The organism is Psychrobacter sp. UBA2769 (assembly GCF_002352555.1).
Lineage (GTDB): Bacteria > Pseudomonadota > Gammaproteobacteria > Pseudomonadales > Moraxellaceae > Psychrobacter > Psychrobacter maritimus.
In genome coordinates, this window is record NZ_DEIR01000006.1 from 196082 (window position 1) to 221826 (window position 25745).

Annotated in this window: 21 protein-coding genes, 1 tRNA gene and 1 other RNA gene; 17 read left to right on the forward strand and 6 right to left on the reverse strand. The window is 42.3% G+C overall.

Annotated elements, in window-relative coordinates:
• The first annotated feature begins 210 nt into the window (after positions 1–210).
• A complete protein-coding gene (gene rarD, locus B3Q63_RS02245; protein ID WP_296173241.1) occupies positions 211–1233 on the forward strand; it encodes an EamA family transporter RarD in 1023 nt (340 codons plus the stop codon).
• Between the two features lie 117 nt (positions 1234–1350).
• Here rarD and smpB read toward each other — a convergent pair whose 3' ends face one another.
• The gene (gene smpB, locus B3Q63_RS02250) at positions 1351–1827 is read right to left on the reverse strand and encodes an SsrA-binding protein SmpB (RefSeq protein WP_201562247.1); all 477 of its coding nucleotides are present in this window, start codon (positions 1825–1827) and stop codon (positions 1351–1353) included.
• 309 nt (positions 1828–2136) lie between these two features.
• Between smpB and coaD the strand changes: the two genes are divergently transcribed.
• From coaD to B3Q63_RS02315, 13 genes are all read left to right on the forward strand, one after another.
• On the forward strand, positions 2137–2646 hold the full coding sequence (gene coaD / locus B3Q63_RS02255; RefSeq protein ID WP_201562245.1) for a pantetheine-phosphate adenylyltransferase: 510 nt from the start codon (positions 2137–2139) through the stop codon (positions 2644–2646).
• Between the two features lie 169 nt (positions 2647–2815).
• Complete coding sequence (locus B3Q63_RS02260) at positions 2816–3064, forward strand: YfhL family 4Fe-4S dicluster ferredoxin (protein WP_201562243.1); 249 nt, start codon at positions 2816–2818, stop codon at positions 3062–3064.
• Positions 3065–3188: 124 nt separating this feature from the next.
• Positions 3189–4508, forward strand: a complete 1320-nt coding sequence (gene bioA, locus B3Q63_RS02265) for an adenosylmethionine--8-amino-7-oxononanoate transaminase (protein ID WP_296173246.1) — start codon at positions 3189–3191, stop codon at positions 4506–4508.
• On the forward strand, positions 4505–5245 hold the full coding sequence (bioD, locus tag B3Q63_RS02270; RefSeq protein WP_296173248.1) for a dethiobiotin synthase: 741 nt from the start codon (positions 4505–4507) through the stop codon (positions 5243–5245). Before bioA ends, bioD begins: the two co-directional genes overlap by 4 nt.
• A gap of 74 nt (positions 5246–5319) precedes the next feature.
• Positions 5320–5686: RNase P RNA component class A (rnpB, locus tag B3Q63_RS02275), an RNA gene on the forward strand.
• Positions 5687–5820: 134 nt separating this feature from the next.
• Positions 5821–5897, forward strand: a tRNA-Met gene (locus B3Q63_RS02280).
• Positions 5898–6327: 430 nt separating this feature from the next.
• On the forward strand, positions 6328–8124 hold the full coding sequence (lepA, locus tag B3Q63_RS02285) for a translation elongation factor 4 (protein ID WP_296173250.1): 1797 nt from the start codon (positions 6328–6330) through the stop codon (positions 8122–8124).
• A gap of 107 nt (positions 8125–8231) precedes the next feature.
• Positions 8232–9134 (forward strand): signal peptidase I, encoded by a 903-nt coding sequence (gene lepB, locus B3Q63_RS02290; protein WP_296173252.1) that lies wholly within the window; start codon positions 8232–8234, stop codon positions 9132–9134.
• Positions 9135–9328: 194 nt separating this feature from the next.
• Entirely contained in the window at positions 9329–9721 is a 393-nt protein-coding gene (locus B3Q63_RS02295; protein WP_227671043.1) for a DUF4845 domain-containing protein, read from the forward strand.
• Positions 9722–9861: 140 nt separating this feature from the next.
• Positions 9862–10659 (forward strand): ribonuclease III, encoded by a 798-nt coding sequence (gene rnc, locus B3Q63_RS02300; protein WP_183619926.1) that lies wholly within the window; start codon positions 9862–9864, stop codon positions 10657–10659.
• Positions 10660–10877: 218 nt separating this feature from the next.
• Positions 10878–12041, forward strand: coding sequence for a GTPase Era (gene era, locus B3Q63_RS02305; protein ID WP_296173255.1), 1164 nt, complete (start codon positions 10878–10880; stop codon positions 12039–12041).
• Positions 12042–12121: 80 nt separating this feature from the next.
• Positions 12122–12910 (forward strand): DNA repair protein RecO, encoded by a 789-nt coding sequence (gene recO / locus B3Q63_RS02310; protein WP_296173258.1) that lies wholly within the window; start codon positions 12122–12124, stop codon positions 12908–12910.
• 65 nt (positions 12911–12975) lie between these two features.
• Complete coding sequence (locus B3Q63_RS02315; RefSeq protein ID WP_296173261.1) at positions 12976–13776, forward strand: pyridoxine 5'-phosphate synthase; 801 nt, start codon at positions 12976–12978, stop codon at positions 13774–13776.
• A gap of 21 nt (positions 13777–13797) precedes the next feature.
• Here the strand turns inward: B3Q63_RS02315 and B3Q63_RS02320 are convergent, their stop codons facing one another.
• On the reverse strand, positions 13798–14385 hold the full coding sequence (locus B3Q63_RS02320; protein ID WP_296173264.1) for a pilus assembly FimT family protein: 588 nt from the start codon (positions 14383–14385) through the stop codon (positions 13798–13800).
• A 615-nt stretch (positions 14386–15000) separates the two neighbouring features.
• Between B3Q63_RS02320 and B3Q63_RS02325 the strand changes: the two genes are divergently transcribed.
• The 3 genes from B3Q63_RS02325 (at position 15001) to mscL (ending at position 19188) form a co-directional block, all read left to right on the forward strand.
• Positions 15001–16185 carry an OmpA family protein gene (locus B3Q63_RS02325; RefSeq protein WP_296173266.1) on the forward strand — a complete coding sequence of 395 codons (1185 nt, stop codon included), beginning with the start codon at positions 15001–15003 and terminating at the stop codon, positions 16183–16185.
• Positions 16186–16536: 351 nt separating this feature from the next.
• Entirely contained in the window at positions 16537–18384 is a 1848-nt protein-coding gene (gene typA, locus B3Q63_RS02330; RefSeq protein WP_201562223.1) for a translational GTPase TypA, read from the forward strand.
• A gap of 360 nt (positions 18385–18744) precedes the next feature.
• Positions 18745–19188: a large conductance mechanosensitive channel protein MscL gene (gene mscL, locus B3Q63_RS02335; RefSeq protein WP_296173271.1), complete on the forward strand. Its 444-nt coding sequence runs from the start codon at positions 18745–18747 to the stop codon at positions 19186–19188.
• A gap of 87 nt (positions 19189–19275) precedes the next feature.
• Here the strand turns inward: mscL and B3Q63_RS02340 are convergent, their stop codons facing one another.
• The 4 genes from B3Q63_RS02340 to rlmD all read right to left on the reverse strand — a co-directional run bounded on the left by B3Q63_RS02340 (position 19276) and on the right by rlmD (position 25629).
• On the reverse strand, positions 19276–19716 hold the full coding sequence (locus B3Q63_RS02340; RefSeq protein ID WP_201619863.1) for a hypothetical protein: 441 nt from the start codon (positions 19714–19716) through the stop codon (positions 19276–19278).
• 328 nt (positions 19717–20044) lie between these two features.
• Positions 20045–21031, reverse strand: coding sequence for a bifunctional DNA-formamidopyrimidine glycosylase/DNA-(apurinic or apyrimidinic site) lyase (gene mutM / locus B3Q63_RS02345; RefSeq protein ID WP_296173276.1), 987 nt, complete (start codon positions 21029–21031; stop codon positions 20045–20047).
• 66 nt (positions 21032–21097) lie between these two features.
• Positions 21098–23650 (reverse strand): RelA/SpoT family protein, encoded by a 2553-nt coding sequence (locus tag B3Q63_RS02350; RefSeq protein ID WP_296173278.1) that lies wholly within the window; start codon positions 23648–23650, stop codon positions 21098–21100.
• 437 nt (positions 23651–24087) lie between these two features.
• Positions 24088–25629 carry a 23S rRNA (uracil(1939)-C(5))-methyltransferase RlmD gene (gene rlmD, locus B3Q63_RS02355; protein WP_296173281.1) on the reverse strand — a complete coding sequence of 514 codons (1542 nt, stop codon included), beginning with the start codon at positions 25627–25629 and terminating at the stop codon, positions 24088–24090.
• Between the last annotated feature and the right edge of the window lie 116 nt (positions 25630–25745).

Below are 25745 nucleotides of genomic sequence, written 5' to 3' on the forward strand. Positions count from 1 at the left end.
GTTTATTATAAATATTATCGTTATGAATTCTGAATATAAGAAAATAGTCATAATTTAATCATAAAATAGATAGTTTTACTCATAAATATGTCTATATAGAAATAATATCTCATTATACCGCCGTAAAATACACCGTACTCATCCAAGCTGGCAAGCAGAATAAAAAGCAGTTGGGTTATCTAACGTTTATTTATATTTACGGTGTTTATTATGTCTCACTCAACGCTATCTCATGTTTTTGCTAATATGCTAGAAAATACGGTTTCGCGTCTGCCATTGCCTGCGGTGTGGACAGCTGGCAGCAAACAACAGCGCACGCTAATTATGGGCGTGGCATTGGCGATATTATCAAATATGTTGTTTGGCTTGCTTTATGCCTATAGCAGTTTTTTAGCGCCGTTATCTGGCACCCAAGTTTTTATCTGGCGTATGCTGGCAATGTGGGCAGCGCTAATCGGCTATCTTGTGACTAGTGGGCGCTTGGGTCTGCATATTAATAAGTTAAAAACACTCCAAACCGTTAAGCAGTGGGCTTGGTTATTATTGCCAACGCCGATATTCCTCAGTCAGTTTTGGCTGTTTATGTGGGCACCAGTAAATGGCCAAGGCGTACAAACGGCAATGGGTTATTTTCTATTTCCACTGATGATGGTTATATTTGGCTGCGTCTTATTTGGCGAAAAATTAAGCCGTCTACAATGGTTGGCCGTTGCTTTTGCCGCTGTCGGCGTAGGCAGTGAGATTGTGCGCACCCAAAGCATATCGTGGGCGACGTTATGGGTTTGCGGCACTTATCCTATTTATTATATTTTACGCCGTTTGCAAGGTATTGGTGCGATTACTGGATTGTTGGTTGATTTGACCATCTTTGCGCCTTTTGCGCTAGCCTATTTGTTTTTCATTGCGCCTAGTAGTTTAGAAATAGTTGGCGGTTCGGGATTTTTTATCATGATGCTGGCAGGACTTGGCGTGCTTAGTGTGATTGCGATGAAAACCAATGTCGATGCCAGTCAAATGCTCCCCGTCAATGTCTACGGTATGATGAGTTATATAGAGCCCGCTTTATTATTTATCTTGGCCATTACGATATTGGGCAATCCCTTTGAATCAGCGATGATTTATAGCTATGGTCTGATTTGGTTGGGTATAGCTTGCTTAATTGTGCATGGTATCCGTCAATTACGCCGCGCTCATAAACAATCGAAAACGAGCAAAACGGTTCAAACAGCTTAGAGGTTAATGAACTAAATTGATTGATTTAACTTATTTGTCAAATAAAAAAGGACGATTCAACAGTATGCTGAATCGTCCTTTTTACATTAGATTAAAATCAATCGCTGACAGCTTCTTTTAATCTAAATGCTGTTTAAAGCCGCGTTGTTTATCACGTTCCCAGTCGCGGTCTTTAAGGGTTTTACGTTTATCATGCTGTTTTTTACCTAAGGCTAAGGCAATTTGGCATTTCACCAAAGAGTTTTTCCAGTAGCAAGATAACGGCACACAAGCATAGCCTTTTTGATTGACCGCGCCCATGAGTTTTTCGATTTCGCGGCGATTGAGCAGCAGCTTACGGGTACGAATGCTATCAGGGCTCACATGCGTTGAGCTTGAGAGCAGCGGCTGAATATGGGCACCAAACAAAAACGCCTCATTATTACGAAAGATAATATACGCTTCGGTAATAGTCATTTTACCCGCGCGAATGGCTTTAACTTCCCAACCTTGTAACGATAGACCTGCCTCAAACGTCTCTTCAATAAAATACTCATGACGAGCTTTTTTATTGGCGCAAATTTGATTGTCAGGTTTTTTTGATTTTTTTGACATAATTTCTCCATAAGGACGTCGATATATTGTTTTTGGATATCTGGTTTTCGTATCGCTTCAACATACAGTGTCCCAGTCTAACTATTCCTCATCCTAACCCTTTAATAGGGATTTTTTTGTCATGCTGGTTTGTCATATCGAGCATGGCAAATCAAGCGGAGCAAAAGGGATGAGTCGAACCGACTATTGTAGCAAAGCAGACAGCGAAAAGGTAAAGCGGCTGTTAGGACAAATGTAGCAGATAAGTATTAAGTTTGAGTAAAATTTGCTAGCATATGGGGCATTACCATTAACCATATTAGTCCTGTTATGAGCCTTTCTGCTACTTCATCAAAACTGCATACTAAGATTTTATACCCTGGTACCTTCGACCCGATTACCAATGGCCATGTAGACTTGGTTAAACGGGCGACGAAACTGTTCGACGAGGTGGTCATTGCGGTGGCCTCAGGACATCATAAAAAGCCATTATTCGACTTTGAGGAACGCGTTCATTTGGTCGAGACCGTATTTGCTGATTTACCGCAAGTGTCGGTGATTGGCTTTGAAGGTTTGCTGGTCGACTTTATGCGCGAAAAGAACGCCACGGCGGTATTGCGCGGCTTGCGAGCCATGTCAGACTTCGAATACGAGTTTCAGCTTGCCAATATGAACCGCGAACTTGATGAAAACTTTGAAGCGGTATTTTTAACGCCATCACAGAATTACTCGTTTATCTCATCGACGATGATTCGTGAGATTGCCAAGCTTGGCGGTGATGTGACCAAGTTTGTGCCACCATGTGTCTCAGAAGCCTTTATACAAAAACTCAGTAGTTAGTATTAAGCTGAATATTTACTAAGCTAAGTGCTTACTAAATTGAGCGTTTACTAAATTGAGTATTTATTAAGTGAGCGTTAAATATTGGCTGGATATAAAATATTGAGTTTAGTAGTAAACAACGAATGTACTCATTTATTATCAGCTGCTAGCAAATAAGGAGCAGTTTATGGCGTTATTAATTACCGATGAATGCATCAATTGTGATGTGTGCGAGCCTGCTTGCCCCAATGAAGCCATCTCAGAGGGCGATGATATCTATGTCATTGACCCTGATTTATGCACCGAATGCGTCGGCCACTTTGATGAGCCGCAATGCGTGGTCATCTGTCCGGTTGACTGCATTCCGCATGACCCAAACCATGTCGAAAATGAGAGTGATTTGCTCGCCAAATACAAACGCATTACCGGTCAGTAATGCGTTGCAGATTATGCTATCGATATACGAAAGTGCTAAAAACTAGGAATAATATGATGAATACGGATATCAAACTTGCCATACGCTTTTTTAAAAATAAATGCATGTCGTTTGAGAGCGTACTATGACTGTCAATACTGCTACCAGCGACTTCGACCAGCAACACCTTTGGCATCCTTATGCCAGCTTGCCACCCACCTATCCAAATATCGTTATTGACCATGCCGAAGGTATCTATATCGTCACTAAAGAGGGTACGCGCCTGATTGACGGTATGTCGTCATGGTGGGCGAGTGTGCATGGCTATAATCACCCCAAGTTAAATGCAGCGATGATTGAACAGTTGGGTAGGATGGCGCATGTGATGTTTGGCGGGTTAACCCATCAGCCAGCGATAGATTTGGGTAAAAAACTGCTTGCTATCGTTCCTGCTGGACTCGATGCGATATTTTATGCCGATAGCGGTAGCATTGCCGTCGAAGTGGCATTAAAAATGGCGTTGCAATATCAAATTGCCGCTAAGCAGCCGCAAAAGTGTCAGTTTGCTTCGACCCAGTCAGGCTATTATGGTGATACCTGGCATGCGATGAGTGTTTGTGACCCGCTTGCTGGCATGCATAGCCTGTATGGTAAGCAATTGCCTTTGCAGCATTTTGTGCCTGCACCGCACTTAGGGTTTGAGCGTGAGCTAACACAAAATGAATGTGATGAATTAACGGCGTTTTTTGCTAAACATAGCGATCAGCTTGCTGGTTTTATTATTGAGCCTATTATTCAAGGCGCAGGCGGGATGCGCTTTTATAGTCCGGAATATCTGCAACTATTGCGCCAGTTGTGTGATGAGCATAACGTGCTGCTCATTGCTGATGAAATCGCGACAGGCTTTGGGCGTAGTGGCAAGCTGTTTGCTTGCGAACATGCCAATATTAGCCCTGATGTTATGACCATTGGTAAAGCGCTTACAGGTGGCTATATGACTTTTGCGGCGACTTTATGCACACGTAAGGTCGCTGATACCATTCATGACAGCGCTTATCCTGCGCTCATGCATGGTCCGACTTTTATGGGTAACCCGCTGGCCTGTGCCGTTGCTTGTGCATCGATTGATTTAATTTTGTCCTATGATATCGAAGCGTGCACGGCAAATATGCAAGCCGTGATGAAACAACAGCTCGCCCCTGCAGAGACGTTAGATGGCGTTAAAGAAGTACGTTGTTTGGGCGCCGTTGCCGTGATTGAGCTAGAGACAGCCGTTGATATGCCAGTTTTCCAATCCTTATTGATTGACAATGGTATTTGGGTGCGACCGTTTGGTAAATTGGTCTATATTATGCCTCCCTTTGTCATTACTGATGATGAGCTGGCGACGTTATGCCAAGCGCTACTAACCGTCGTCACTTCGTACTTGAATCAAACTTCTACGACCAATAGAGCCTCGCTATGAGAGTGCTATTTATCTCCGGTATTGATACCGATATTGGTAAAACCTATGCCACAGGTATGATGGCAAAAGCCCTGATACAGCAAGGCATTAACGTCATCACTCAAAAGCTGGTACAAACAGGCGTTAGCGTCAATTGTGATACTGGTGAGATGAATATTGCCGATGATATTGTTACTCATCGTCAATTAATGGATATAGCGCTGCAGCCTTGTGATTTTGATTTTACAACGTGTCCGTATCGTTATGAGAAGCCGGCGTCGCCGCATTTGGCAGTAAAACTTGCCAAGTCCGTTTTAGACCCTGACGTCATCACTAAGTCTACGCAGCAATTGCAACAAAACTACGATGTGGTGCTATTAGAGGGCGCAGGCGGCTTGCTTGTGCCTATTACCGAGCAGCTATTAACCTTAGATTATATTGCCACTCAAGGTTATCCGGTGATTTTAGTCACATCAGGTCGGCTTGGTAGTATCAATCATACCTTGCTTAGTTTAGAGGCGATGAAAGCGTGTGGCTTAACGGTACATAGCGTCATTTATAACCATATTCATGACAGTGCTGCCCAGACGGATAAGCAAATAGCTAATAGCACGATTGATTATTTAAAAAACTACTTAGCGCAAAATTATCCAAATGCCCATTGGTTACAGCTGTCACGCCAAGATAAAAATAAGTTTGAAGAAGAAATAAATGGTGATTTAATATTACCGCAGCATTTTATTGAAGCCATTATTTAAATTATTTGGTATAAAATCAAAATAAGCACAAAAGACATTCCCACGCAGCCTTTAGGTTTGCTATACTAGCGCGCTTGGTAGACTAGACGATCGCCGCTGCACACTGGCAACAGATGCGCAGGGGAGGAAAGTCCGGGCTACATAGGGCAGCGTGCCAGCTAACGGCTGGGCAGGGTAACTTGACGACCAGTGCAGCAGAGAGTAGACCGCCTTTAGTGTCGCAAGACATTATCGGTAAGGGTGAAAGGGTGCGGTAAGAGCGCACCGCGTGGCTGGCAACAGTTCACGGCATGGTAAACTCCACGCGTAGCAAGACCAAATAGGCATCGGCATGGCGCGGCCCGCGTTCGATGCGGGTAGGTTGCTTGAGCGTATCAGCGATGATACGCCTAGAGGAATGATCGTCCACGACAGAACCCGGCTTATCGGTCTACCAACTTTTTTATTGTTCGTTTTTATCGTTAGTATTATGCATATTTGCCATTAATTTGAATTAAATTCCTATTTTTTGCAAAAAAACGATAATTAGGGGTTGACGATAGTCATCTCTATCGGTATTATACCGAGCCTTAAATGGCGATGTAGCTCAGCTGGTTAGAGCGCATGACTCATAATCGTGAGGTCAAGAGTTCAAGTCTCTTCATCGCCACCATTTATAGTAAGACTAGCAGTATTAAAAATGCCAATCATTCTGTGATTGGTTTTTTTTTGCTTGATTTTTGCCAAGTGGCGTCTAGTTCAGCGAGCTTTATATTACTTCTCAATGAGCAAGTATTTTTGTATTTTAATCATGCTCGATTGCCGTCATGTATCACGCAACATCTTGCTAATAAAATCGCCTTACTTTACAGTGGAAAACTGCTAGAATACCCTCACATGCCTGCGCGTATTAATCACTAACCAATTGAGTTAGTAAGTAGTAATAAGCGCCATGAGCTTTTACCTTAGCATCGATAATCTCTTTACTTATTACGACAGTATTGGCGTATTGGCTGATACGAAGTATGAGTAAGCATTGTATTGATTCTATCTGACAGCATTTATTTTCGTTATTCAATCCTCCATTATTTAGTAGGCGCTTTGTGACTGCATTAGCCAATATTCGTAACTTTTCTATTATTGCCCACATTGATCATGGCAAGTCGACCCTTGCCGATCGTTTTATTCAGATGTGCGGTGCCTTGCAAGACCGTGAAATGCAGGCGCAGGTCCTCGATTCTATGGACATTGAGCGTGAGCGCGGCATCACTATTAAAGCCCAGTCCGTGACCTTGTTTTATGACCATCCTAACGGTGAGCGTTATCAGCTGAACTTTATTGATACGCCCGGTCACGTCGATTTTTCATATGAAGTATCACGCTCATTAGCCGCTTGTGAAGGTGCGCTATTGGTCGTTGATGCTGCGCAAGGGGTAGAAGCGCAATCAGTGGCCAACTGCTATACCGCCGTTGACCAAGGCTTAGAGGTAATGGCGGTTCTTAATAAAATTGACCTGCCACAAGTTGAGCCCGAACGTGTTATTCAAGAAATTGAAGACATCATTGGCATTGACGCCGTTGATGCGCCGCGCGTATCAGCGAAATCTGGTCTTGGCGTCGATAAGCTGCTAGAAGCCTTGGTCGAGTTTATTCCTGCGCCAACCGGCGATCGTGAGGCGCCGCTCCAAGCATTGATTATCGATTCATGGTTTGACAGTTATTTAGGCGTGGTCTCACTCGTGCGTGTCCGTGAAGGAACGGTCAAAAAAGGCGATAAGATTTATATCTTATCGACCAAAGAAGCGCATTTGGTCAGCTCGATTGGTGTCTTTACGCCAAAACCTTTAGATACAGGGATTTTAGAAGCTGGTGAAGTTGGCTTTATCATTGCCGGTATTAAAGACATTGCAGGCGCTCCCGTGGGTGATACGATTACCCATTCCAAGACCCCTGATGTTGAGCGTATTCCTGGTTTTAAACAGATTACCCCGCAGGTTTATTCGGGTATGTTCCCAGTTGACTCTAGCGATTTTGAAAAATTCCGCGAAGCGCTGCAAAAACTACAAATTAATGATGCCTCATTATTTTTTGAACCTGATACCTCTGATGCACTCGGCTTTGGTTTCCGCTGTGGCTTCTTAGGTATGCTGCATATGGAGATTATCCAAGAGCGCTTAGAGCGCGAATATGACTTGGATTTAATCACTACGGCGCCATCGGTTATTTATGAGATTGAAAAGAAGAGCGGCGAAATAATCTATGTCGACAATCCATCAAGATTGCCTGAGCCAAATAATATCGAAGAGTTCCGTGAGCCAATTGCGCGCTGTCAGATTTTAGTACCGCAAGATTACTTGGGTAACGTCATGACGCTTTGTATCGAGCGCCGCGGTGTACAGGTGGATATGCGTTTTATGGGCCGTCAAGTACAGCTGATTTTTGATATTCCGATGGGCGAGGTGGTCATGGACTTCTTTGACCGTCTAAAGTCAGTATCGCGCGGTTTTGCGTCGCTTGATTACAACTTCGAACGTTATCAGGTGGATAAATTGGTCAAAGTTGACGTGCTGATTAATGGCGAGAAAGTCGATGCATTAGCGATGATTGTGCACCAAGACCAAGCGCGTTACCGTGGTAACGCATTGGTTGGCAAAATGAAAGAGCTGATTCCACGTCAGATGTTTGATGTAGCGATTCAGGCCGCGATTGGTAGCCAGATTATAGGCCGTAGTACGGTAAAAGCCATGCGTAAAGACGTGCTAGCCAAGTGTTATGGTGGCGACGTTTCGCGTAAGAAAAAGCTGCTCTCAAAACAGAAGGCTGGTAAAAAACGTATGAAGCAAGTGGGTAACGTGGAGATTCCACAAGAAGCCTTCTTAGCTGTTTTGCAAGTTGAATAAATCACCGATAAATGATCAAACGTCATCTGTCTTAATATCTTTTTTAATAGCTCATTTATTAATCATAAAGACTGGCAGATAAGTAGCTCGCTAATAGGCAAATAAGTATGGATTTTGATTTTAATTTGATTTTAGTACCTTTAACCATTGGTTTAGGTATTATTTGGCTATTAGACAAGCTGACGCTCAAACAACGTAAAACACGAGGCCGCGGTAAAGAAAGTTTGCTGGTGCGCTGGGCGTATGACTTTTTCCCTGTGTTAGCGGTAGTATTAATTGTGCGCTCATTCTTAATTGAGCCGTTTAATATTCCTTCATCATCTATGGTACCGACTTTATACACCGGTGACTTTATCGCCGTCAATAAATACGCTTACGGTGTGCGCCTGCCGCTCACTTATAATAAGGTGCTTGATACAGGCGCGCCTGAACATGGCGATGTGGCGGTGTTCCGCTATCCTGAAAATCCAAGTATTTATTATATCAAGCGCGTCATTGGTCTGCCGGGTGATACCGTCAGTTATAATCAAGGTACGCTAGCGATTAACGACACGCCAGTTCCTACCAAAGCGGTAAACTTCGATGCCGATGCTGAGCTGACCTCACAGTTATATCCAGCAGGACAAGTTGCACCAGGCCAAGTCTTGACGGAAGACAATGCTATACAAATGGGTCAACAAGAAGAAAACGCAGCGCAGTACTTTGAAGAGATTCAAGGGGATAACAAACACTTGGTGCGTTATTTACCTGATATGAATAGTGCACAATATGCGCCATTTTTACAGCAAGAATCGCCAGAAGTGGTCAGTTCTGAAGGGACAGAATGGCGTATCAACGTACCAGAAGGTCATTACTTTGTGATGGGTGATAACCGCGATCGTAGTGCTGATGGGCGTTTTTGGGGCTTTGTTCCTGATGACAATTTAGCCGGTAAAGCGGTCTATATTTGGATGCATAAGCCACCCGGTCTTAACTTACCTACCTTTAAACGTAATGGTAGTATTGATTGATATCATCGATGCGCTAAAGATTGATTTACCGATAATAGTTTGTGCTAATATTATGCCTATCTAATAAACTGCTAACTGACTTAGACATATCGATTTAGAAACCGTGTTATTAAGTAAGATTAAAATACAGTTTTTGAAAAGACAGCGGCTTATCTATAGCAACTTAAGTAATTTACCCTTTGAGAGGTATTATAGTGCATCAATTATCTGGTTTGTCTTCGCAGCGCGGTGCTAGTGTCACTAGTGTTGTTTTTATCATTATCGTTTTGGGTGTGGCTGCCAAATTGATTGTCGCTATCGTACCGGCGCAGATTGGTGATTATCAGCTGACTAAAACGTTAAGCGCGCAGCTTAAAGAATCCAACGCCAATAAAGAAACAGCCAAACAGTTTGTTGAACGTGTCAATAAACAGCTGTCTATTAATGCCAATTATGATACCAAAGCAGAAGAGGTTTTTACCTTTACAGATAAAAAAACAGGGCAGTTGGCTATTCATAAGCAGTATGAAGTCACCAATAAACTTTTTGGTAATGTCGATATCGTTAATCGCTTCGAAGGCGACATTGATGCAACCACAGCTGAATAATGACCATTCTACATCTTAGAAAAACAAAGGTTGTTAGCTGATATTTACTTTTTTAATAAATTTAATAGATTTTAATGCAGCACCAGTTCGTCATATTTCATATTCATTAATGCAACAAAAGGGATAATCACAAACCACGCATGAAACCAACTTCGCAGTATCCTCAGGCGGTTCCTAATCACCAAAAAAGTAGCATGTCTGATGACACGCTTATTATTAGCTCAGAATTTATTCAACGGTTAGCGATATTAACGCGCAAGTTGGGTTATGTGTTTAATGATTTGAGTCTGCCTAAGCTGGCGCTCACCCATCGCTCGTTTGATAGTAAGAAAAACTATGAGCGTTTAGAGTTTTTGGGCGATGCGCTACTAGGCATGATAGTCGGTGAAGCGTTATATCACCGTTATCCGACGCAAAACGAAGGTCGTCTGACCCGTATGCGCGCAACTTTAGTCAGGCAAGAATCGCTGGTTATTATTGCGCAAAACCTAGAGCTTTCTAATCAATTGATATTGGGAGTTGGTGAGCGTAAAGGTGGCGGGCGTAATCGTGCTTCTATCCTAGCGGATGCCGTCGAGTCATTGATTGGGGCGATTTATCTAGACAGCCAAGATATGGATATTACCCGTGACTGCGTGCTTTCTTGGTATGGCGACCTCATTGATAATGTTAATGATCAAAAAGCGCTCAAAGATGCCAAAAGCCGCTTACAAGAATGGTTGCAATCTAAGCAGTTTGATTTGCCGCATTATGAGCTGATGGAAACCCGTGGCAACGCCCCGCATCAAATTTTTGTGGTGCGCTGTCAGGTAAATATTAATAACTGTCCTGATATTACTGAATCGGGCGAAAGTCGCCGTATCGCTGAGCAAAAAGCGGCAGAGCTGATGATTAATCAATTGCATAAATTGCCAGGTCAGCCTAAAAAACGCTCATAGCTAATTTTTCAAACGTGTTTCAAACAAAATTTTTAAAGTCCATTTTCTAAATGTTCAGTTTTCTAAATACTAAGTTTCCTAAATACTAGATTTTCGCTTGTTTCAATAAATGATTATTCGAAATACCAAATATTCTCAACATGATCAGATTTATGCCGCTTTAATTCAAACCATTAATTAAGTGGCGTGACTGATGACAACCTCCATAGGATTAACCCATGAGCAATCACAACGACTTGCCATTAAATAATGAAGATAATGCCAAAAATATGACCGAAAACACCAATACCAGTTCAACCCAAAACCATGCTGAATCAAGTAACGCTAGATTAAATGATACTAAGCTAAATGTTGATAGCACAAAAGATGCTACGTTAGAGAATGACGCAATAGAAGACAACGCGCTAGAAAATGACACGGCTATTGAAGAGTTCTTTTCACCCAATAACAATGCCCATACGGTTGATGGTTTTAAAACTGGTTACGTGGCCATTGTTGGTCGCCCGAATGTGGGTAAATCAACCTTGATGAACCACTTGTTGGGTCAAAAACTGTCTATCACCTCGCGTAAACCACAAACGACCCGCCATCGTATTCACGGTATTTTGTCTAACGATGAGATGCAAGCAGTGTTTGTTGATACCCCAGGTATTCATCGCAATGAAGTGCGTGCTATCAATGAGCGCATGAATAAAGCCGCGGTGTCTGCGTTGGTTGATGTTGACTTGGTCTTATTTGTTGTTGATTCAGATCAATGGCGCGATGATGACTTATTAACACTACAAAAACTTGGCGATACCAATCTGACCGTGGTATTGGTGATTAACAAAGCCGATACTTTAAAAGATAAAGGCAGCGTGTTGCCACTGATCGAAACCTTTAGTGACAGTTTCGATTTTGCTGATATTGTCCCTGTTTCTGCTTTGAAAAATCAAAACTTAGATCGTTTGCAAGAAGTGATCGCCTCACATTTGCCAATCGCTGATCCTATTTATGATACTGAACAGATTACCGATCGCTCAGAGCGCTTTTTAGCCAGTGAAATTATCCGCGAAAAAATCATGCGTAGTGCGGGCGATGAAGTACCATACGATTTAACCGTACAGATTGATGGCTTTAAAGACGAAGCGGCGCATATAGACCCAAAAACTGGTCGTCCCCGTAAAGCTTGTACCTTTATCGATGCCACTATTTATGTTGAACGTAGCGGGCAAAAAGCGATTGTGATTGGTGACAAAGGTCAGCGTATCAAACAAGTCGGTATGGATGCGCGTAAAGATATGGAACAGCTGTTTGATAAGAAAATCATGTTAACACTGTGGGTAAAAGTGAAGCGTGGTTGGTCTGATGATGAGCGTGCTTTGACCAGTTTAGGATATTAATAGCGCTTTAACAGAAATGGCATGGTGTCATATATTTATGCCGCCATGCATTTATATCATCATTGCTGAGGTAATAATCCATGCGTAACGAAGCGTTAATCGGTTATTTATTACATCAGCGTCCTTACCAAGAAAAACGCGCCTTATACTATTTATTTTCTCAGCAACATGGGGTTATCCATGGGATTGGCAAAAAAGGCGCGCCGCTCTTTATGCCACTGCAACTTTTTGCAACTGGTAAACGCGATTTAAAAACATTCAGTCAGATTAATATTGCGCCATTAAGCTCAATTCAAGGTTCTGTAACACAAGATTCTTTAGCGCCAGAAGACAGTCAGGCAAACCTAGCAGAAGCGTTGCACCACGAGAGTATTAGTGGGCAACATCAGTACGCTGCCCTTTACTTGAATGAGATATTATGGCGGCTATTACCTACTGAAGATCCTATGCCAGTATTATGGCAACACTATCAAAACAGCCTATACCAGCTTAAGCAACCTTTAACTGCGGACGAGTTGCGTTTGTGTTTGCGCCAGTTTGAGACCTATTTGTTTAATGAGTTGGGCTTTGCCTTAACGTTAAAACATGACAGTCTAGATCAGCCTATTGAATCCAATGCCATGTATCGCTTCTTGCCTGATGTGGGCTTGGTAGCGATGGTTTATAATGATGATAACGATAACGATAACGCAATAGCACAAACTGTTTTTAAAGGTAGTGAGGTTCTAGTGATGGTAGAGCAGGGCATATCTGCTGTTACTCTCAATACTTGGTCGCGTTTACATCGACAACTGATTGATCATCTGCTTGACTACCAACCATTACAAAGTCGTTTGCTTTGGCAGCAGCAACAGCGCTATCAATCCTAGGGTTTATAAAGGTTTTATACCCCACTTTTTAGTAAATGATCTGGATATTATTGAAAGGATTTTTTATGACTAATATAACGGCAGTACAGGCAGCTAACTCAACACAAACCTTAGAGAGCAGCTTAAAAAAACCTCTATTAGGGGTCAATATTGACCATGTAGCGACTTTACGCCAAGCACGAGGTGTCAACTATCCAAGCCCATTGGTAGCCGCTCTGTTATGTGAGCAAGCAGGGGCAGATGGCATCACGATTCATTTGCGTGAAGACCGTCGTCATATTCAAGATACCGATGTGTACGAGATTGCCGAGCAGCTGACCACAAGAATGAACCTGGAGATGGCCGCAACGACTGAGATGCTTGAGATTGCTCGCAAGGTCAAGCCATTTTGGGTATGCTTAGTGCCAGAGAAGCGTGCTGAGTTGACTACTGAAGGCGGTCTTGATGTCGCAGGTCAGATGCCTTGGTTGACGGATTATATCGCCAAGTTACAAGCAGTCGGTATTAAAGTATCTTTGTTTATCGATCCAGAAGCTAAGCAAATTGCTGCAGCGGTAACCTGCGGTGCCGATGCGATTGAGCTACATACAGGTGCTTATGCTGAGGCAGGTCTAGCCGGTAACTTCGAGCGAATGAATACTGAACTTACGCGGATTAAAGAAGCCGTGCGGACTGCCCAAGATGCTAATAGCAATATGCTGATTAATGCAGGTCATGGTCTCACGCGCAATAATGTCTATGCGATTGCCCAAATTGACGGTATATATGAGCTAAATATTGGACATGCCCTTATTGCCGATGCCGTCTTTGTTGGATTAGAGCAGGCGGTGATTATGATGAAAAATGCTATGCATGAAAGTGCTTAATTATTTTAACCTTATCGTTTTTTACTTGCCGCAATCAGTAGGGTGGCTCGCATTAGGTTTATAAGTCACACGGCCACCTTGACTGAAGGAGATTTGATACATGGTATGATTATAGGTTGAAGTTGGACAGTATTTAAAATGTCCGAAGTGGCCGCGCGGCTTACCGCTATCGCCCCAGAATTTAGTGTAATGGCGCTTATCTCCCACACGTAAATATAATGTACTGTATTTAGGCTCTAAGGCTTGTTCTTCTAGCAAGTCGTCGACCCCTAAATCAAAATTTTTATTATTGTTTCTATCTAAGAATAATAATAACTGCTTATAACTGTCTCTATCGCAGATAGCACCGTTGTTAGACAGGCAAACCAGCAAGTCTTGTCTTCTGATATAACTTTCAGCTTTTGCTAATGTCAGCGTATTTCTGATTTGACTTTCAATACGTTTCGCTTCCATACGAGCTAATTGCTCTAGGATATAAGGCGTCGCAATCATTGTTAGGATAGCTAAAACCGCGATTGTGACGATCAGCTCTACTAAAGTAAAACCCTGCTCATTATTTGGCTGAAATTGCTTTTGTCTGGTGGGTAAGACTTTATATGATTTCATCATGATGAACTGCTACCTATATAAGAGGTATGGCAATATATGAGAGGTCATTGAGCAAGGATTTCTAGTATCAATATTTTTAATATCAATAATAACGTTCAGCTTATACTTAACTATTAACATTCAGCATCATGTGTAATCTAGATTATTGATGTATATAATATTTCATTAAGCTTCAAGTGCTTAGCTAAATAGTGAAAAAATGTTCATTGGTGCGAATATAAACTAAATATATGTCTACTGTCAAAAAATGTTTCAATTCGTGAATGAGCAGTTTTATCAATAGAGAAAACTAAGGTTTTGTATTAAAATGAAGCCAAACAATAGGTATGATTCGTTTCATCATCTATTGCGACCTAACATACAAAAGATAAAAAGTGTAAAGTGTGTTAGTTCTCAGTAAGTTAAGCTGGCTAATGTGTTTTAGTTATGACATTATCGTGTAATAATGTGTAGCTGGTTAACGAAAAAAGTTGTAAACTGAATTGATAATCGCTAAGCTACTTCTTAATTGGTTTTGCTTTGTAATTTCAAATTCGTAAATGATGTCTATTTTCAGCCATCTTGAGAAGCGGTTTTGCTTAACGCATTACTAAAATTATCCTTTGGAGGAAGTTTATGAAATTAAATAAAATTGCTTTGGCATTGTTTGCCATCACAGCGGCCCCACTAGCAGCAAACGCTGGTGTTACTATTAGCCCATTACTACTTGGTTATCATTACAGTGAAGGCGCTGATGATGAGCAACGTGAACTATTAAAAAACTATGATGGAAGCGGTGAAAACTTCTATAAAGAAAATGGTTTATATACTGGTGCAGCACTAGGTATTGAACTAACGCCTTCTACTCAGTTCCAAGTTGAGTATGGTGTCTCTAATACTGATGCTATCAGCAGCACTGGTACTGGTTCTTTCGATACAGAACAAGAAATGATTTCTGGTAACTTCTTAATTGGTTTTGAAGAGTTCAGTGGCTATACTGATAATGCCTTTAAACCATATGCATTAGTTGGTGCTGGTCAGTCTAAAATTGAAATCGAAGATTCGGCAGGTAATTTAGTTTCAGGAACTAAAGATACTATCGGTAACCTAGGTCTAGGTGCTATGTATCGTATCAACGATGCACTAAGCCTACGTGGTGAAGCTCGTGCGATTCATAACTTCGATAACAACTGGTGGGAAGGCATGGCCTTGGCCGGTCTAGAAGTCGTACTAGGTGGTCATTTAGCACCTACAGTAGCTGTTCCACCAATGGAAGAGCCTAACGTAGTAACTCCACCAATCGTTGTTGTTGAGTCTGATCTTGACTCTGACGGTGATGGCGTACCTGATAGCATCGATGCATGCCCAGGCACTCCAATGAACGTAGTGGTTGATGAGCGCGGTTGCCCAGTACCAGTAGATATTACTGATGAACTGAAAATGGAACTACGTGTATTCTTTGATAACGACAAATCAGCTATCAAAAACCAATACAAACCAGAAATCGCTAAAGTAGCAGAGAAGATGCGTGAGTATCCTAACTCTACAGCACGCGTAGAAGGTCATGCTTCTAAAACTGGTCCTTCAGCACGTTATAACCAACGTCTATCTGAAGCCCGTGCTGTTGCAGTGAAGTCTATGTTGACTAACGAATTTGGTATCGCACCAAACCGTCTATCAACAGTTGGTTATGGTTATGACCAACCAATCGCTGACAACAACACTGAAGAAGGTCGCGCTATGAACCGTCGTGTATATGCCATCATCACTGGTGACAAAACCATGACTGTTGAACAAACTAAAGATATGGTTGTTCAATAAGTAATAGCTACTAATTATGTTATAATGTAATTAGTTACAAAAAAAGTCACCCTTTGGGTGGCTTTTTTTTATTTATGTGTTGAGAAAAGTAAGTTATTGCATAAAATCATGATGCAATAATGTTATACTAACGACCCAAACACTTTGTAAATTGACAAAGTGTACATTAGCATAGCTATCTGTACGATGGATTTACCAGCATAGGTCTTTGATTTTAATAATATTAATCGATTGTGCCTATTGCGCAATCATTTAATCATAAAATAATCATGTCTATTTGGTTGGTGGTAACAGTTTATCCAGCGGTGCTAACTGCTACTGCATTTTTTTAAGACGAAACGAGCATTTTATATGGCGAACGATATCAAACACCTGCGTAACATTGCAATTATTGCCCACGTTGACCACGGTAAAACCACTTTGGTTGACAAGCTATTACATCAATCTGGTACTTTTGGCGATCGTGCAAACATTGCTGAACGTGCAATGGATTCAGGTGATATTGAGCAAGAGCGTGGTATTACCATCTTGGCAAAAAATACAGCCATCCGCTGGACAGATGATACTGATGGCACTGAATACCGTATTAACATTGTTGATACCCCAGGTCACGCCGATTTTGGTGGTGAAGTTGAACGTGTTATGTCAATGGTTGACTGCGTACTATTAGTCGTTGACGGCGTTGATGGCCCGATGCCACAGACGCGTTTTGTGACTCAAAAAGCATTCGAGCAAGGTCTAAAACCGATTGTTGTTATTAACAAGATTGACCGTCCAGGTTCACGCCCTGATTGGGTAATGGATCAGATTTTTGATTTGTTTGATAACCTAGGTGCGACGGATGAGCAATTAGATTTTCCAGTTGTTTATGCCTCAGCATTGAATGGTATTGCTGGCTTAGAAGCAGACAACTTAGCGGACGATATGACACCGCTGTTTAAAACCATCGTTGATGTGGTTCAGCCTCCTCAAGTTGATGCTGAAGCGCCATTCCGTATGCAAATCTCTAGCCTTGATTACAACAGCTTCGTTGGTGTTATCGGTATTGGCCGTATCCAGCGCGGTAAAGTAAAGACCAATACACCAGTAACTGTCATTGATAAAAATGGCGATACTCGTAATGGCCGTATTCTAAAAATTATGGGCTATCATGGTCTTGATCGCATTGATGTAGAAGATGCACAAGCGGGTGATATTGTTTGTATTACTGGTATTGATGCGCTTAATATTTCAGATACAATTTGTGATCCTAGCGCTGTTGAAGCGTTGCCAGCACTGACTGTCGATGAGCCAACCGTATCTATGAATTTCCAAGTAAACAATTCACCGTTTGCTGGTCGTGAAGGTAAGTTTGTGACCTCACGTAATATTCGTGAGCGTCTTGAGCGTGAACTGATTCACAACGTAGCATTGCGTGTTGAAGACACTGAATCTCCTGATAAGTTTAAAGTATCAGGTCGTGGTGAGCTTCATCTGTCTGTATTGATTGAAAACATGCGCCGTGAAGGTTTTGAGATGGGTGTTTCAGGCCCAGAAGTTATCGTTAAAGAAGTTGATGGTAAGCTACAAGAGCCGTATGAAAACGTTGTTTTTGATATCGAAGATGCGCATCAAGGTCCTATCATGGAGCAGGTTGGCTTGCGTAAAGGCGAGATGACCAATATGGAGCTTGATGGTAAAGGTCGTATGCGTATCGAAGCGACAATGCCAGCACGTGGTTTGATTGGTTTCCGTTCAGAGTTCCTAACCTTAACTTCAGGTACAGGTATCATGACCTCAAGCTTCTCACATTACGGCCCACAGAAAGTTGGTGATGTTGGTGCTCGCTCTAATGGTGTCTTGGTTTCTATGGCGAAGGGCGTTTGCCTAGGTTTTGCGCTATTTAACTTACAAAAACGCGGTAAGTTGTTCGCTGAGCCACAGCTAGAAGTATACGAAGGTATGATCGTTGGTTTGAACTCGCGTAATGACGACATGGCAGTTAACCCAACGACTGCTAAGCAGTTGACCAACGTCCGTGCCAGTGGTACTGATGAAGCGCTAACCCTAACGCCAGCGGTTAAGTTTACCCTTGAGCAAGCACTTGAATTTATTCAAGATGACGAGCTAGTAGAAGTAACACCGAAGGCCATTCGTCTTCGTAAGCGCTACTTGACTGAGAGTGAGCGTAAGCGTCACGGTCGTAAGAAAGGTGCTTAATTATTGACAAAAAATGATATTAATCATACATTTTGTTAAGCATTGAAAGAAGTATTTGATATTGGTAAAGATATCCTTTATTTATATTAAGTCAGAGTTATAATCAGCAGTATAGAGTGAGTCGAATATGGTTCACTTTATATTGCTTTTTTTATGTCTGTTTTTTATATATAATAATACGGCTAATCAATTGGATTGGTTTGTTTAGAATTTCTTACGTCATTTTTAATACGCTGCTCTTAAAACGTGATTTTTAAGAGGTGGTTTTTAAAAGACGGTCTCTAAATGAGATTAACTATTCGGCTGTTTATCTGACCATAGGTTTATCTGACATAGATAAGACTTTTGAGGAGTGATATTATGAGTATGGTATCTGAGTTTAAAGAATTTGCTGTAAAAGGTAATGTGATGGACCTAGCGGTCGGTGTCATCATTGGCGGCGCTTTTGCGACCATCACGACCTCTTTAGTTGAAGACATTATTATGCCTATCGTCGCTTTTATTGCTGGTGGCGAAATCAACTTTAAAAATATGTTTTTCATGTTAGGCGATGCACCTGCAGGCGTTGGCATGACTTACGATGCGCTTAAAGAGGCAGGTGTGCCAGTATTGGCCTATGGTAGTTTTATCACTGTATTGATTAACTTCCTGATTTTAGCGTTTATTATCTTTATGATGGTAAAAATGGTGAATAGATTACGCCGTGAAGACGAGGTAGAAGAAGCAATAGAAGAGCCGTCAGAAGAGGTGCAATTGCTTCGTGAGATTAGTGCTAAGCTGAGCAATACTCACATTACGAAATAAAATCATATCATTTATTTACGACAATAAAAAAGGCTAACGAGAAGTTAGCCTTTTTTATTGTCGATTGATAAGCTCGATGCTTATAACTTATGGCGTAACTACTACATAGTCGTTGGTATTAATTAGAATCTCTGAAGGACGATCGACAACAATACGCACGACATTATTATCAACGACTTGTGATTTATAGTAATTGTCTTCAGCAACCGTACAGCCTAAGCAGCGTCCCATTGCATCCCATGGCTCAACGAATAACTTTTGCTGTGCTTGATCTGCATTGCCTCCAATCAGCGAGAAGGGTAAGCTTACGATATAGGCGGCAGTTCCCGCTACCGCAGCTACCAATTGTAGTGGTTTACCGACAATCGTGTCTACTGCCATGGTCTCGTAAGAAGGGCCAAAATCAGTTTCGTCAATTTCTATCGCTGCTAAAGCGGGTTGCATGCTAGCAAAAATTAAGCTTACGCTTGCCATCATGGTCAGTAACTTATATTTAGCGGTGCGTTTCATGTTAGCTGGAGCACTCATAATAATATCCTAAAACTCATAAGTAGTATGATTAATAGCTGCTGCTATTTCCACACAGAGACAAATTCCCTATAGAAATAAGGCGACAACGATAGTTATTCTTAATATTACAGATAAATAAACGGTCTGCACTATTTATGTAAATATTAGCACTATTAAAGCAAGATGTAGGCTAATAAGCAACAAAAATGCGCAGGATATCTGTATTAGCAGAGCGTTTTTTATTATGAGTCATGCTAAATGAGTTTAGGTAGGACTATAAATAGGCATTTTAAAGTAACTGAGTAATGATATTGCTTTAAACCTGTATAGTCTTATTAAGCAGGGATTATTTACTATTGATTGGCTGACAGGCAGGGCAAAAAACACTGGCACGTCCATTAAGCTTAATGTTTTCTAATAGTGTGTCACAGTGTGGACAAGTTTCACCTTGTCTGCCGTAGACATTTAAAGTTTGCTGAAAATAACCCGTTTGGCCGCTAGCAACGGTAAAATCCCGTAAGGTGGAACCGCCAAGGGTTATCGCCTTTTTTAAAATTGCTTTGATATGGTCAACCAAAATAACTATTTGCTCATAGGAAACTTGATGAGCGGGCGTTGCAGGATGAATGCCTGATAAGTAAAGACTTTCAGTCGCATAAATATTGCCAACGCCGACAACGATTTGTTGTTCCATAATAACGGATTTAATAGCGCGTTTGATTGGTTGCTTGTTAGGTGTTTTATTGGCCGTCGCTTTTTTAGGGTTGCTTTGATTAGTGCTGCTTTGATTAACGATACTGTCATTAGGGGTTGGATTTGGATTATTTGAACGTTGAATTAAATGATATAAATAATCAGCGGTAAATTCTGCTGATAATGGCTCAGGACCCAAATGATCTAGTAGCTTAGGGCCATAATCATCAAACCATAACACCGAGCCAAAGCGCCTTGGATCATAATAATGTAGCTGTGTTTGGCTATCATCAGTGCCGCTAAAAGTCACCACCAAATGATCGTGTTTACGCTTATCAGTGCCATAGCTGTGTTGCTGTAAGCTACCTGACATACCCAAATGAATCAACAGTTGCCGCGGGGCTAATTGCTCAGGTTGGATAGAGGCGTTGGTATTCGCAGAAACGAGGGGTATAAAATTCAGAATTAAATACTTTGCTCGGCGCTCGACGCTATCCAAAGTGTAATCAACCAGTTGAGTCAAATCATCAGGCATCGACCAGCGTAGTTTTGGTTGGAAGACTTTGACATTGGTGACTTGCTGACCTAATAGCGGCGTAAGGCTGGTTTTGGTGGTTTCTACTTCGGGTAACTCAGGCATAGTATTTCTTATGAAAACTCTATTATGGATTAAAGGTGTTCTTGGAAAATTGTGCTAGCTTAACTGTCAGGCAACCGCGCGGCGCGCATGTAAGATACCATGCTGCTGCTCAAGTTTGGCCAGTAGTTTGGATAAATGGGCCAGCCCCGAAACTTCAATATGAAACTTTAAAAAGGCAATATTGTCATCATTACTTAACGTTTCAACTTGACGGATATTGACGTTTTCTTTATCAATAATTTGGGTCAAATCGCGCAGTAACCCGCGTCTGTCATAAGCTTCTACATGAATATCTACCGGTTGATAACGACCCGATTTAACCGTCCAAGCAGCATCAATTTCGCGTTCAGGGTCGCGCTCAATCAAGCGTAGATATTCAGGGCAGCCGCGATTATGAACGCTGACGCCGCGTGACAAAGTAATATAGCCTGCGATAGGTTCACCGTGGACGGGATGACAGCAGCCTGCTAGGTTAATCTCGATATTATCCAAACCATCGATATGAATTTTATAGGCATCGAGTTTCCCGGCATCTCTAGTGTCAATGCTAGGGGTAAAGTCGTCTTCCGGTCTTTCAGGCTCTAGATGGAGCTGACGAGAGATATGACTGGTCAGCTGGTTAAGACCAATATCACCGGTCACTAAACCGACGACAATGTCATCGGTATTATTGACATTAAAATGCTGCGTATAGTCATTTAAATCGATACTATTTGGATGGACCGATAAACGCTCAAGCTCTTTGCTAAGCATTTGACGACCTATCTCAATATTCTTATCGCGGTCTTGTTTGTTAAACCATTGACGCAGCTTTGAGCGCGCGCGATTGGTATGAATATAACCAAGCGAGGCGACCAGCCAATCGCGGTTCGGCTCACGAGAGGCTTTGGTGATAATCTCTACTTGCTCGCCAGTTTTTAACTGATAAGTTAGCGGCACATAACGCTGATTGACGCGCGCTGCTTGGGCACGGTTACCAACTTGGGTGTGTACATAATAGGCAAAATCCAGTACCGTCGCGCCTTTTGGCAGCTCAGTGATATCACCATCACGACTAAAGATATAAATACGCTCGAGCTCGTCAAAATCAACCAATTGCTCTTCTTCGTCAAACTCGATTTCTTCTAATTCTTCGCCGGTTAATAATGCTGAACGCGGCTGATTGCGCGTCTCATTATTGATAGAAAGCAGTTGCCGTAATGAGCTGATTCTTTGGTTAAGGTAATTATCCTTTTTGTTCTTCAGGCCTTCTTTGTAGTTGACGTGCGCGCACATGCCAAGCTCGGCTTCAAAGTGCATCTCATGCGTACGAATTTGCACTTCAAGCGATTTGTTTTCGGCAATGACCGCCGTATGTAGTGAGCGATAACCGTTAGATTTTGGATTGGTAATATAGTCGTCGAACTGCTCAGGGATATAGCGCCATAAGCCGTGTACCAATCCCAAAACGTGATAGCAATCTGAAGGGTTGGTGACCAAAACGCGCAGCGCGCGAATGTCATAAAGCTGATCAAAGGACAAGCCTTTGAGCTTCATTTTTCGGTAAATAGAATAGATGTGCTTAACGCGCCCTGAAACCTCGGCTTCGATACCGGCTTCTGCTAAGGCTGCATTGAGCTTATCTTGTACGCGCTGAATGTAAGACTCACGTTCGCTACGTTTTTCTGATAATAGCCGAGCAATCTCTTTATAGCGCTCAGGAGCAAGATAGCGGAACGCTAAATCTTCAAGTTCCCATTTTAGCTGAGCAATACCAAGCCTATGAGCCAATGGCGCATAAATAGTCATGACCTCGCGCGCGACACGGTGTTGCCGCTCTTCACTAGAAAAGGTCAATTCGCGCATGGCAAAGGTCCGCTCCGCCAATTTAATCAGCACGACGCGCACATCATTGGTAACAGAGATGAGCATGCTATAAATATTCGATAGCTGATCACGCTGATTATTAACAAAATGATCTTCTAAGCGCTTATTGCTTTCGATAATCTCGGACAGCTTACCCATCGCCAAGGTATCTTTGACCAAGGTTGAGATATCAGCGCCGAATTTTTTTTCAATTTCAGCTAAGCTGATAATCGATTTACGGGCGCTACGATAGAGCATCGCTGCGACGAGCGCATCTTCATCTTGATAAAGGTAAGTCAAAATATCGGTCATCGCAATACCCGTGACGTAAGCGCCTGAGCGCTCAGATTCACTGGTATTCATGTGACTGCGGATAAACTCGCAAGCAGCGGCAAGATTGGGCACGGACTCTTGACCGATACGCTTGGCGACATTATCAAGCCAAGTGGGGACGTCGATATTTATTTGATCTAAATCAATCGCTTCCAGCTCTTTTTCTGAAAGCGTAGAGCTGTCATCAAGAAGCTGATTTTCCAAATACTCATCTTTAAGATTCGGGTCATGGCTATGATAAGCATACTGAGCAGAGCGATCAAAAGTGGTGTGCAGCTTGTGAGTAGCAAGCTGATGTTTGATATCGAGTGGAATTTGGGCATAGCTATTAGCAGACTGGTGCGAGCGTTGGCTTGCGACCAGTTGTGCTGCCAATGTTGCGCTATCGGCTTGCGTGGTTTGTCCATCTACCAGCGGTAATCCTTCACGAATTTTTACCATAGCCCACTCCTCTTAGCTATTCAAAATTGATTAGCGCCTCATTTGCCACGCAGACTTAAATTTTGCGATAGGCAAATAACAGCGATAAATCAATTCAGCCGCTAAAAATCCTTTTCTAGCAGCTATAAAATGATAGAGATAAATAACATATAGAGCCATGAGTACCAAGACTCATGATATCTCGATTAAGAAGGCCTCAATATATTGGTTATTATTATCTCATTTTGCAATGACAAATCAAGCAAGGCTCTGTAATGATCATGTCGGTGTTGATAACATACAGCATTATTAACCTTATCGCTTAATCCGTTTTTGCATAAAGCGATGCGGTTAAAAATGAGCGTTATGTTTCTTAAAATGTCACACTTAAAAAGCCATGCTCGAAAAACCACGCTTAAAGAGCCATGCTCGAAAAGATTAGTCGCTTAAAGCAAGTGCTAAGCTGAAACTTTTTCAAAGCGCGCGATTGACTCGACGTGACCGGTATGACAGAACATATCCATCACGCCTGCATGCGTCAAACGATAGCCTTGCTCTAATAAGGCTTTGGTATCGCGGGCGAGGGTAGCAGGGTTACAAGAGACATAGACAATACGTTCGGCGTTAAATTTCGGCAGATACTGCATAATCTCCCAAGCGCCCGAACGCGGCGGGTCAATGAGTAATGCATCAAAGCCTTGATTGGCCCAAGGCTTGTCGGTGCAATCTTGGGTTAAATCTTGGCTATAAAACTCAGTATTATTAATGCCGTTGCGACGAGCATTGTCAGCAGCACGGGCAGTCATTGCTTCACTGCCTTCAACGCCGACCACCGAGCCTGTTTCGCCGACTAAACGCGCGAGCGGTAAGCTAAAGTTGCCCAAACCACTGAATAAATCTAGCACGCGTTCGCCCGCTTTTAAGTCTAAAAAATCACAAGCAAGCTTGGTCATCTGACGGTTTACCGACAGATTGACTTGGGTAAAGTCCGTTGGGATAAACTCAAACGTCAAATCATACTCTGGTAATTGATAATATAAGCGTCCAAACTGCTCACTCATATCGTCATTCTCCGTCAAGGCAATACGCTGAATGCTATCGGCGCCTTTTGACTGTAAATATAATTGCCAATTGCGCGCTGCAAAAAACGTTTTTAGCTTCTCGACATCAGCATCTGATAATGGCGCTAAATTACGCACGATAAGCGCAACCGGCTGATTGCCATCGGGCAGTTCTGGCATTGCTTCACCCATAGCCAGTTCAAGCTGGGCAATTTTGTCACGGCTCTCGAGCGTGCTAATAAGTGCTTTTAAGTTTTCAATCTCAAAACCAATCCGTGGGTCTAAGATATGACACTCATTTAACTCTGCTAAAAAGTTGCTTGAGCGCTCACGGAAACCAACCAAGGCGGTTTCTTTTTTTGCGACATAACGGACGCCCAATCGTGCTTTGGTACGGTAACCTAAGCGATCGCCAACTACTGGTGCGAGCCAATGCTCTGGTTCAACATTCGCTTGATGGATAAGCATTTCAGCAAGCACAGATTGCTTAAAGTTGATTTGACCTTCTGGCTGCCAATGCTGCAGATTACAGCCACCGCAGACGCCGAAATGCGGGCAGGGCGGTACGGCGCGCTCAGGGTTTGGATTGTCAGTAATGCTCACCGCATCACCTTCTTCAAAACTGGTACGGCTATTGGTAATTTTAACTAAAGCGCTTTCGCCCGGTAGCGCAAAGCTCACAAAAATCTTTTTGCCATGCTTGTCTTCGATATGACCATCAGCTTCACCAAAGCCATTGCCGTATACCGCAACGCCGCGACCATCGTGTGATAAGCCATCGATATTAAAAGGTAGTGGCTCAGCATCTTTTAAACGGCGCCGCGTTTTTGATGACGGCTTGGATTTTTTCTTACTTGGCGGAATAGTAATGGTCTGAGTCTCGTTAGGCTGTTGGCTGGTATCTAAGATGGTAGAGTTTTTTGAATCGGTGGGTTGCATAAACCTGCCTTAATAATAAGTAATAAATAACGATAAATGAGGGTGAGACGTTAGTTGTTAAAACGTCATCTTTATAAAGACGTTTCTATAAATACGTCCGTTATATAAAAATGTCT

Bases quoted from the DNA above. Each gene is read 5' to 3' on its own strand.
- rarD (WP_296173241.1), top strand. From the start codon at position 211: ATGTCTCACTCAACGCTATCTCATGTTTTTGCTAATATGCTAGAAAAT.
- smpB (WP_201562247.1), bottom strand. From the start codon at position 1,827: ATGTCAAAAAAATCAAAAAAACCTGACAATCAAATTTGCGCCAATAAA.
- coaD (WP_201562245.1), top strand. From the start codon at position 2,137: ATGAGCCTTTCTGCTACTTCATCAAAACTGCATACTAAGATTTTATAC.
- B3Q63_RS02260 (WP_201562243.1), top strand. From the start codon at position 2,816: ATGGCGTTATTAATTACCGATGAATGCATCAATTGTGATGTGTGCGAG.
- bioA (WP_296173246.1), top strand. From the start codon at position 3,189: ATGACTGTCAATACTGCTACCAGCGACTTCGACCAGCAACACCTTTGG.
- bioD (WP_296173248.1), top strand. From the start codon at position 4,505: ATGAGAGTGCTATTTATCTCCGGTATTGATACCGATATTGGTAAAACC.
- lepB (WP_296173252.1), top strand. From the start codon at position 8,232: ATGGATTTTGATTTTAATTTGATTTTAGTACCTTTAACCATTGGTTTA.
- rnc (WP_183619926.1), top strand. From the start codon at position 9,862: ATGAAACCAACTTCGCAGTATCCTCAGGCGGTTCCTAATCACCAAAAA.
- era (WP_296173255.1), top strand. From the start codon at position 10,878: ATGAGCAATCACAACGACTTGCCATTAAATAATGAAGATAATGCCAAA.
- recO (WP_296173258.1), top strand. From the start codon at position 12,122: ATGCGTAACGAAGCGTTAATCGGTTATTTATTACATCAGCGTCCTTAC.
- B3Q63_RS02315 (WP_296173261.1), top strand. From the start codon at position 12,976: ATGACTAATATAACGGCAGTACAGGCAGCTAACTCAACACAAACCTTA.
- B3Q63_RS02320 (WP_296173264.1), bottom strand. From the start codon at position 14,385: ATGATGAAATCATATAAAGTCTTACCCACCAGACAAAAGCAATTTCAG.
- B3Q63_RS02325 (WP_296173266.1), top strand. From the start codon at position 15,001: ATGAAATTAAATAAAATTGCTTTGGCATTGTTTGCCATCACAGCGGCC.
- typA (WP_201562223.1), top strand. From the start codon at position 16,537: ATGGCGAACGATATCAAACACCTGCGTAACATTGCAATTATTGCCCAC.
- mscL (WP_296173271.1), top strand. From the start codon at position 18,745: ATGAGTATGGTATCTGAGTTTAAAGAATTTGCTGTAAAAGGTAATGTG.
- B3Q63_RS02340 (WP_201619863.1), bottom strand. From the start codon at position 19,716: ATGAGTGCTCCAGCTAACATGAAACGCACCGCTAAATATAAGTTACTG.
- mutM (WP_296173276.1), bottom strand. From the start codon at position 21,031: ATGCCTGAGTTACCCGAAGTAGAAACCACCAAAACCAGCCTTACGCCG.
- B3Q63_RS02350 (WP_296173278.1), bottom strand. From the start codon at position 23,650: ATGGTAAAAATTCGTGAAGGATTACCGCTGGTAGATGGACAAACCACG.
- rlmD (WP_296173281.1), bottom strand. From the start codon at position 25,629: ATGCAACCCACCGATTCAAAAAACTCTACCATCTTAGATACCAGCCAA.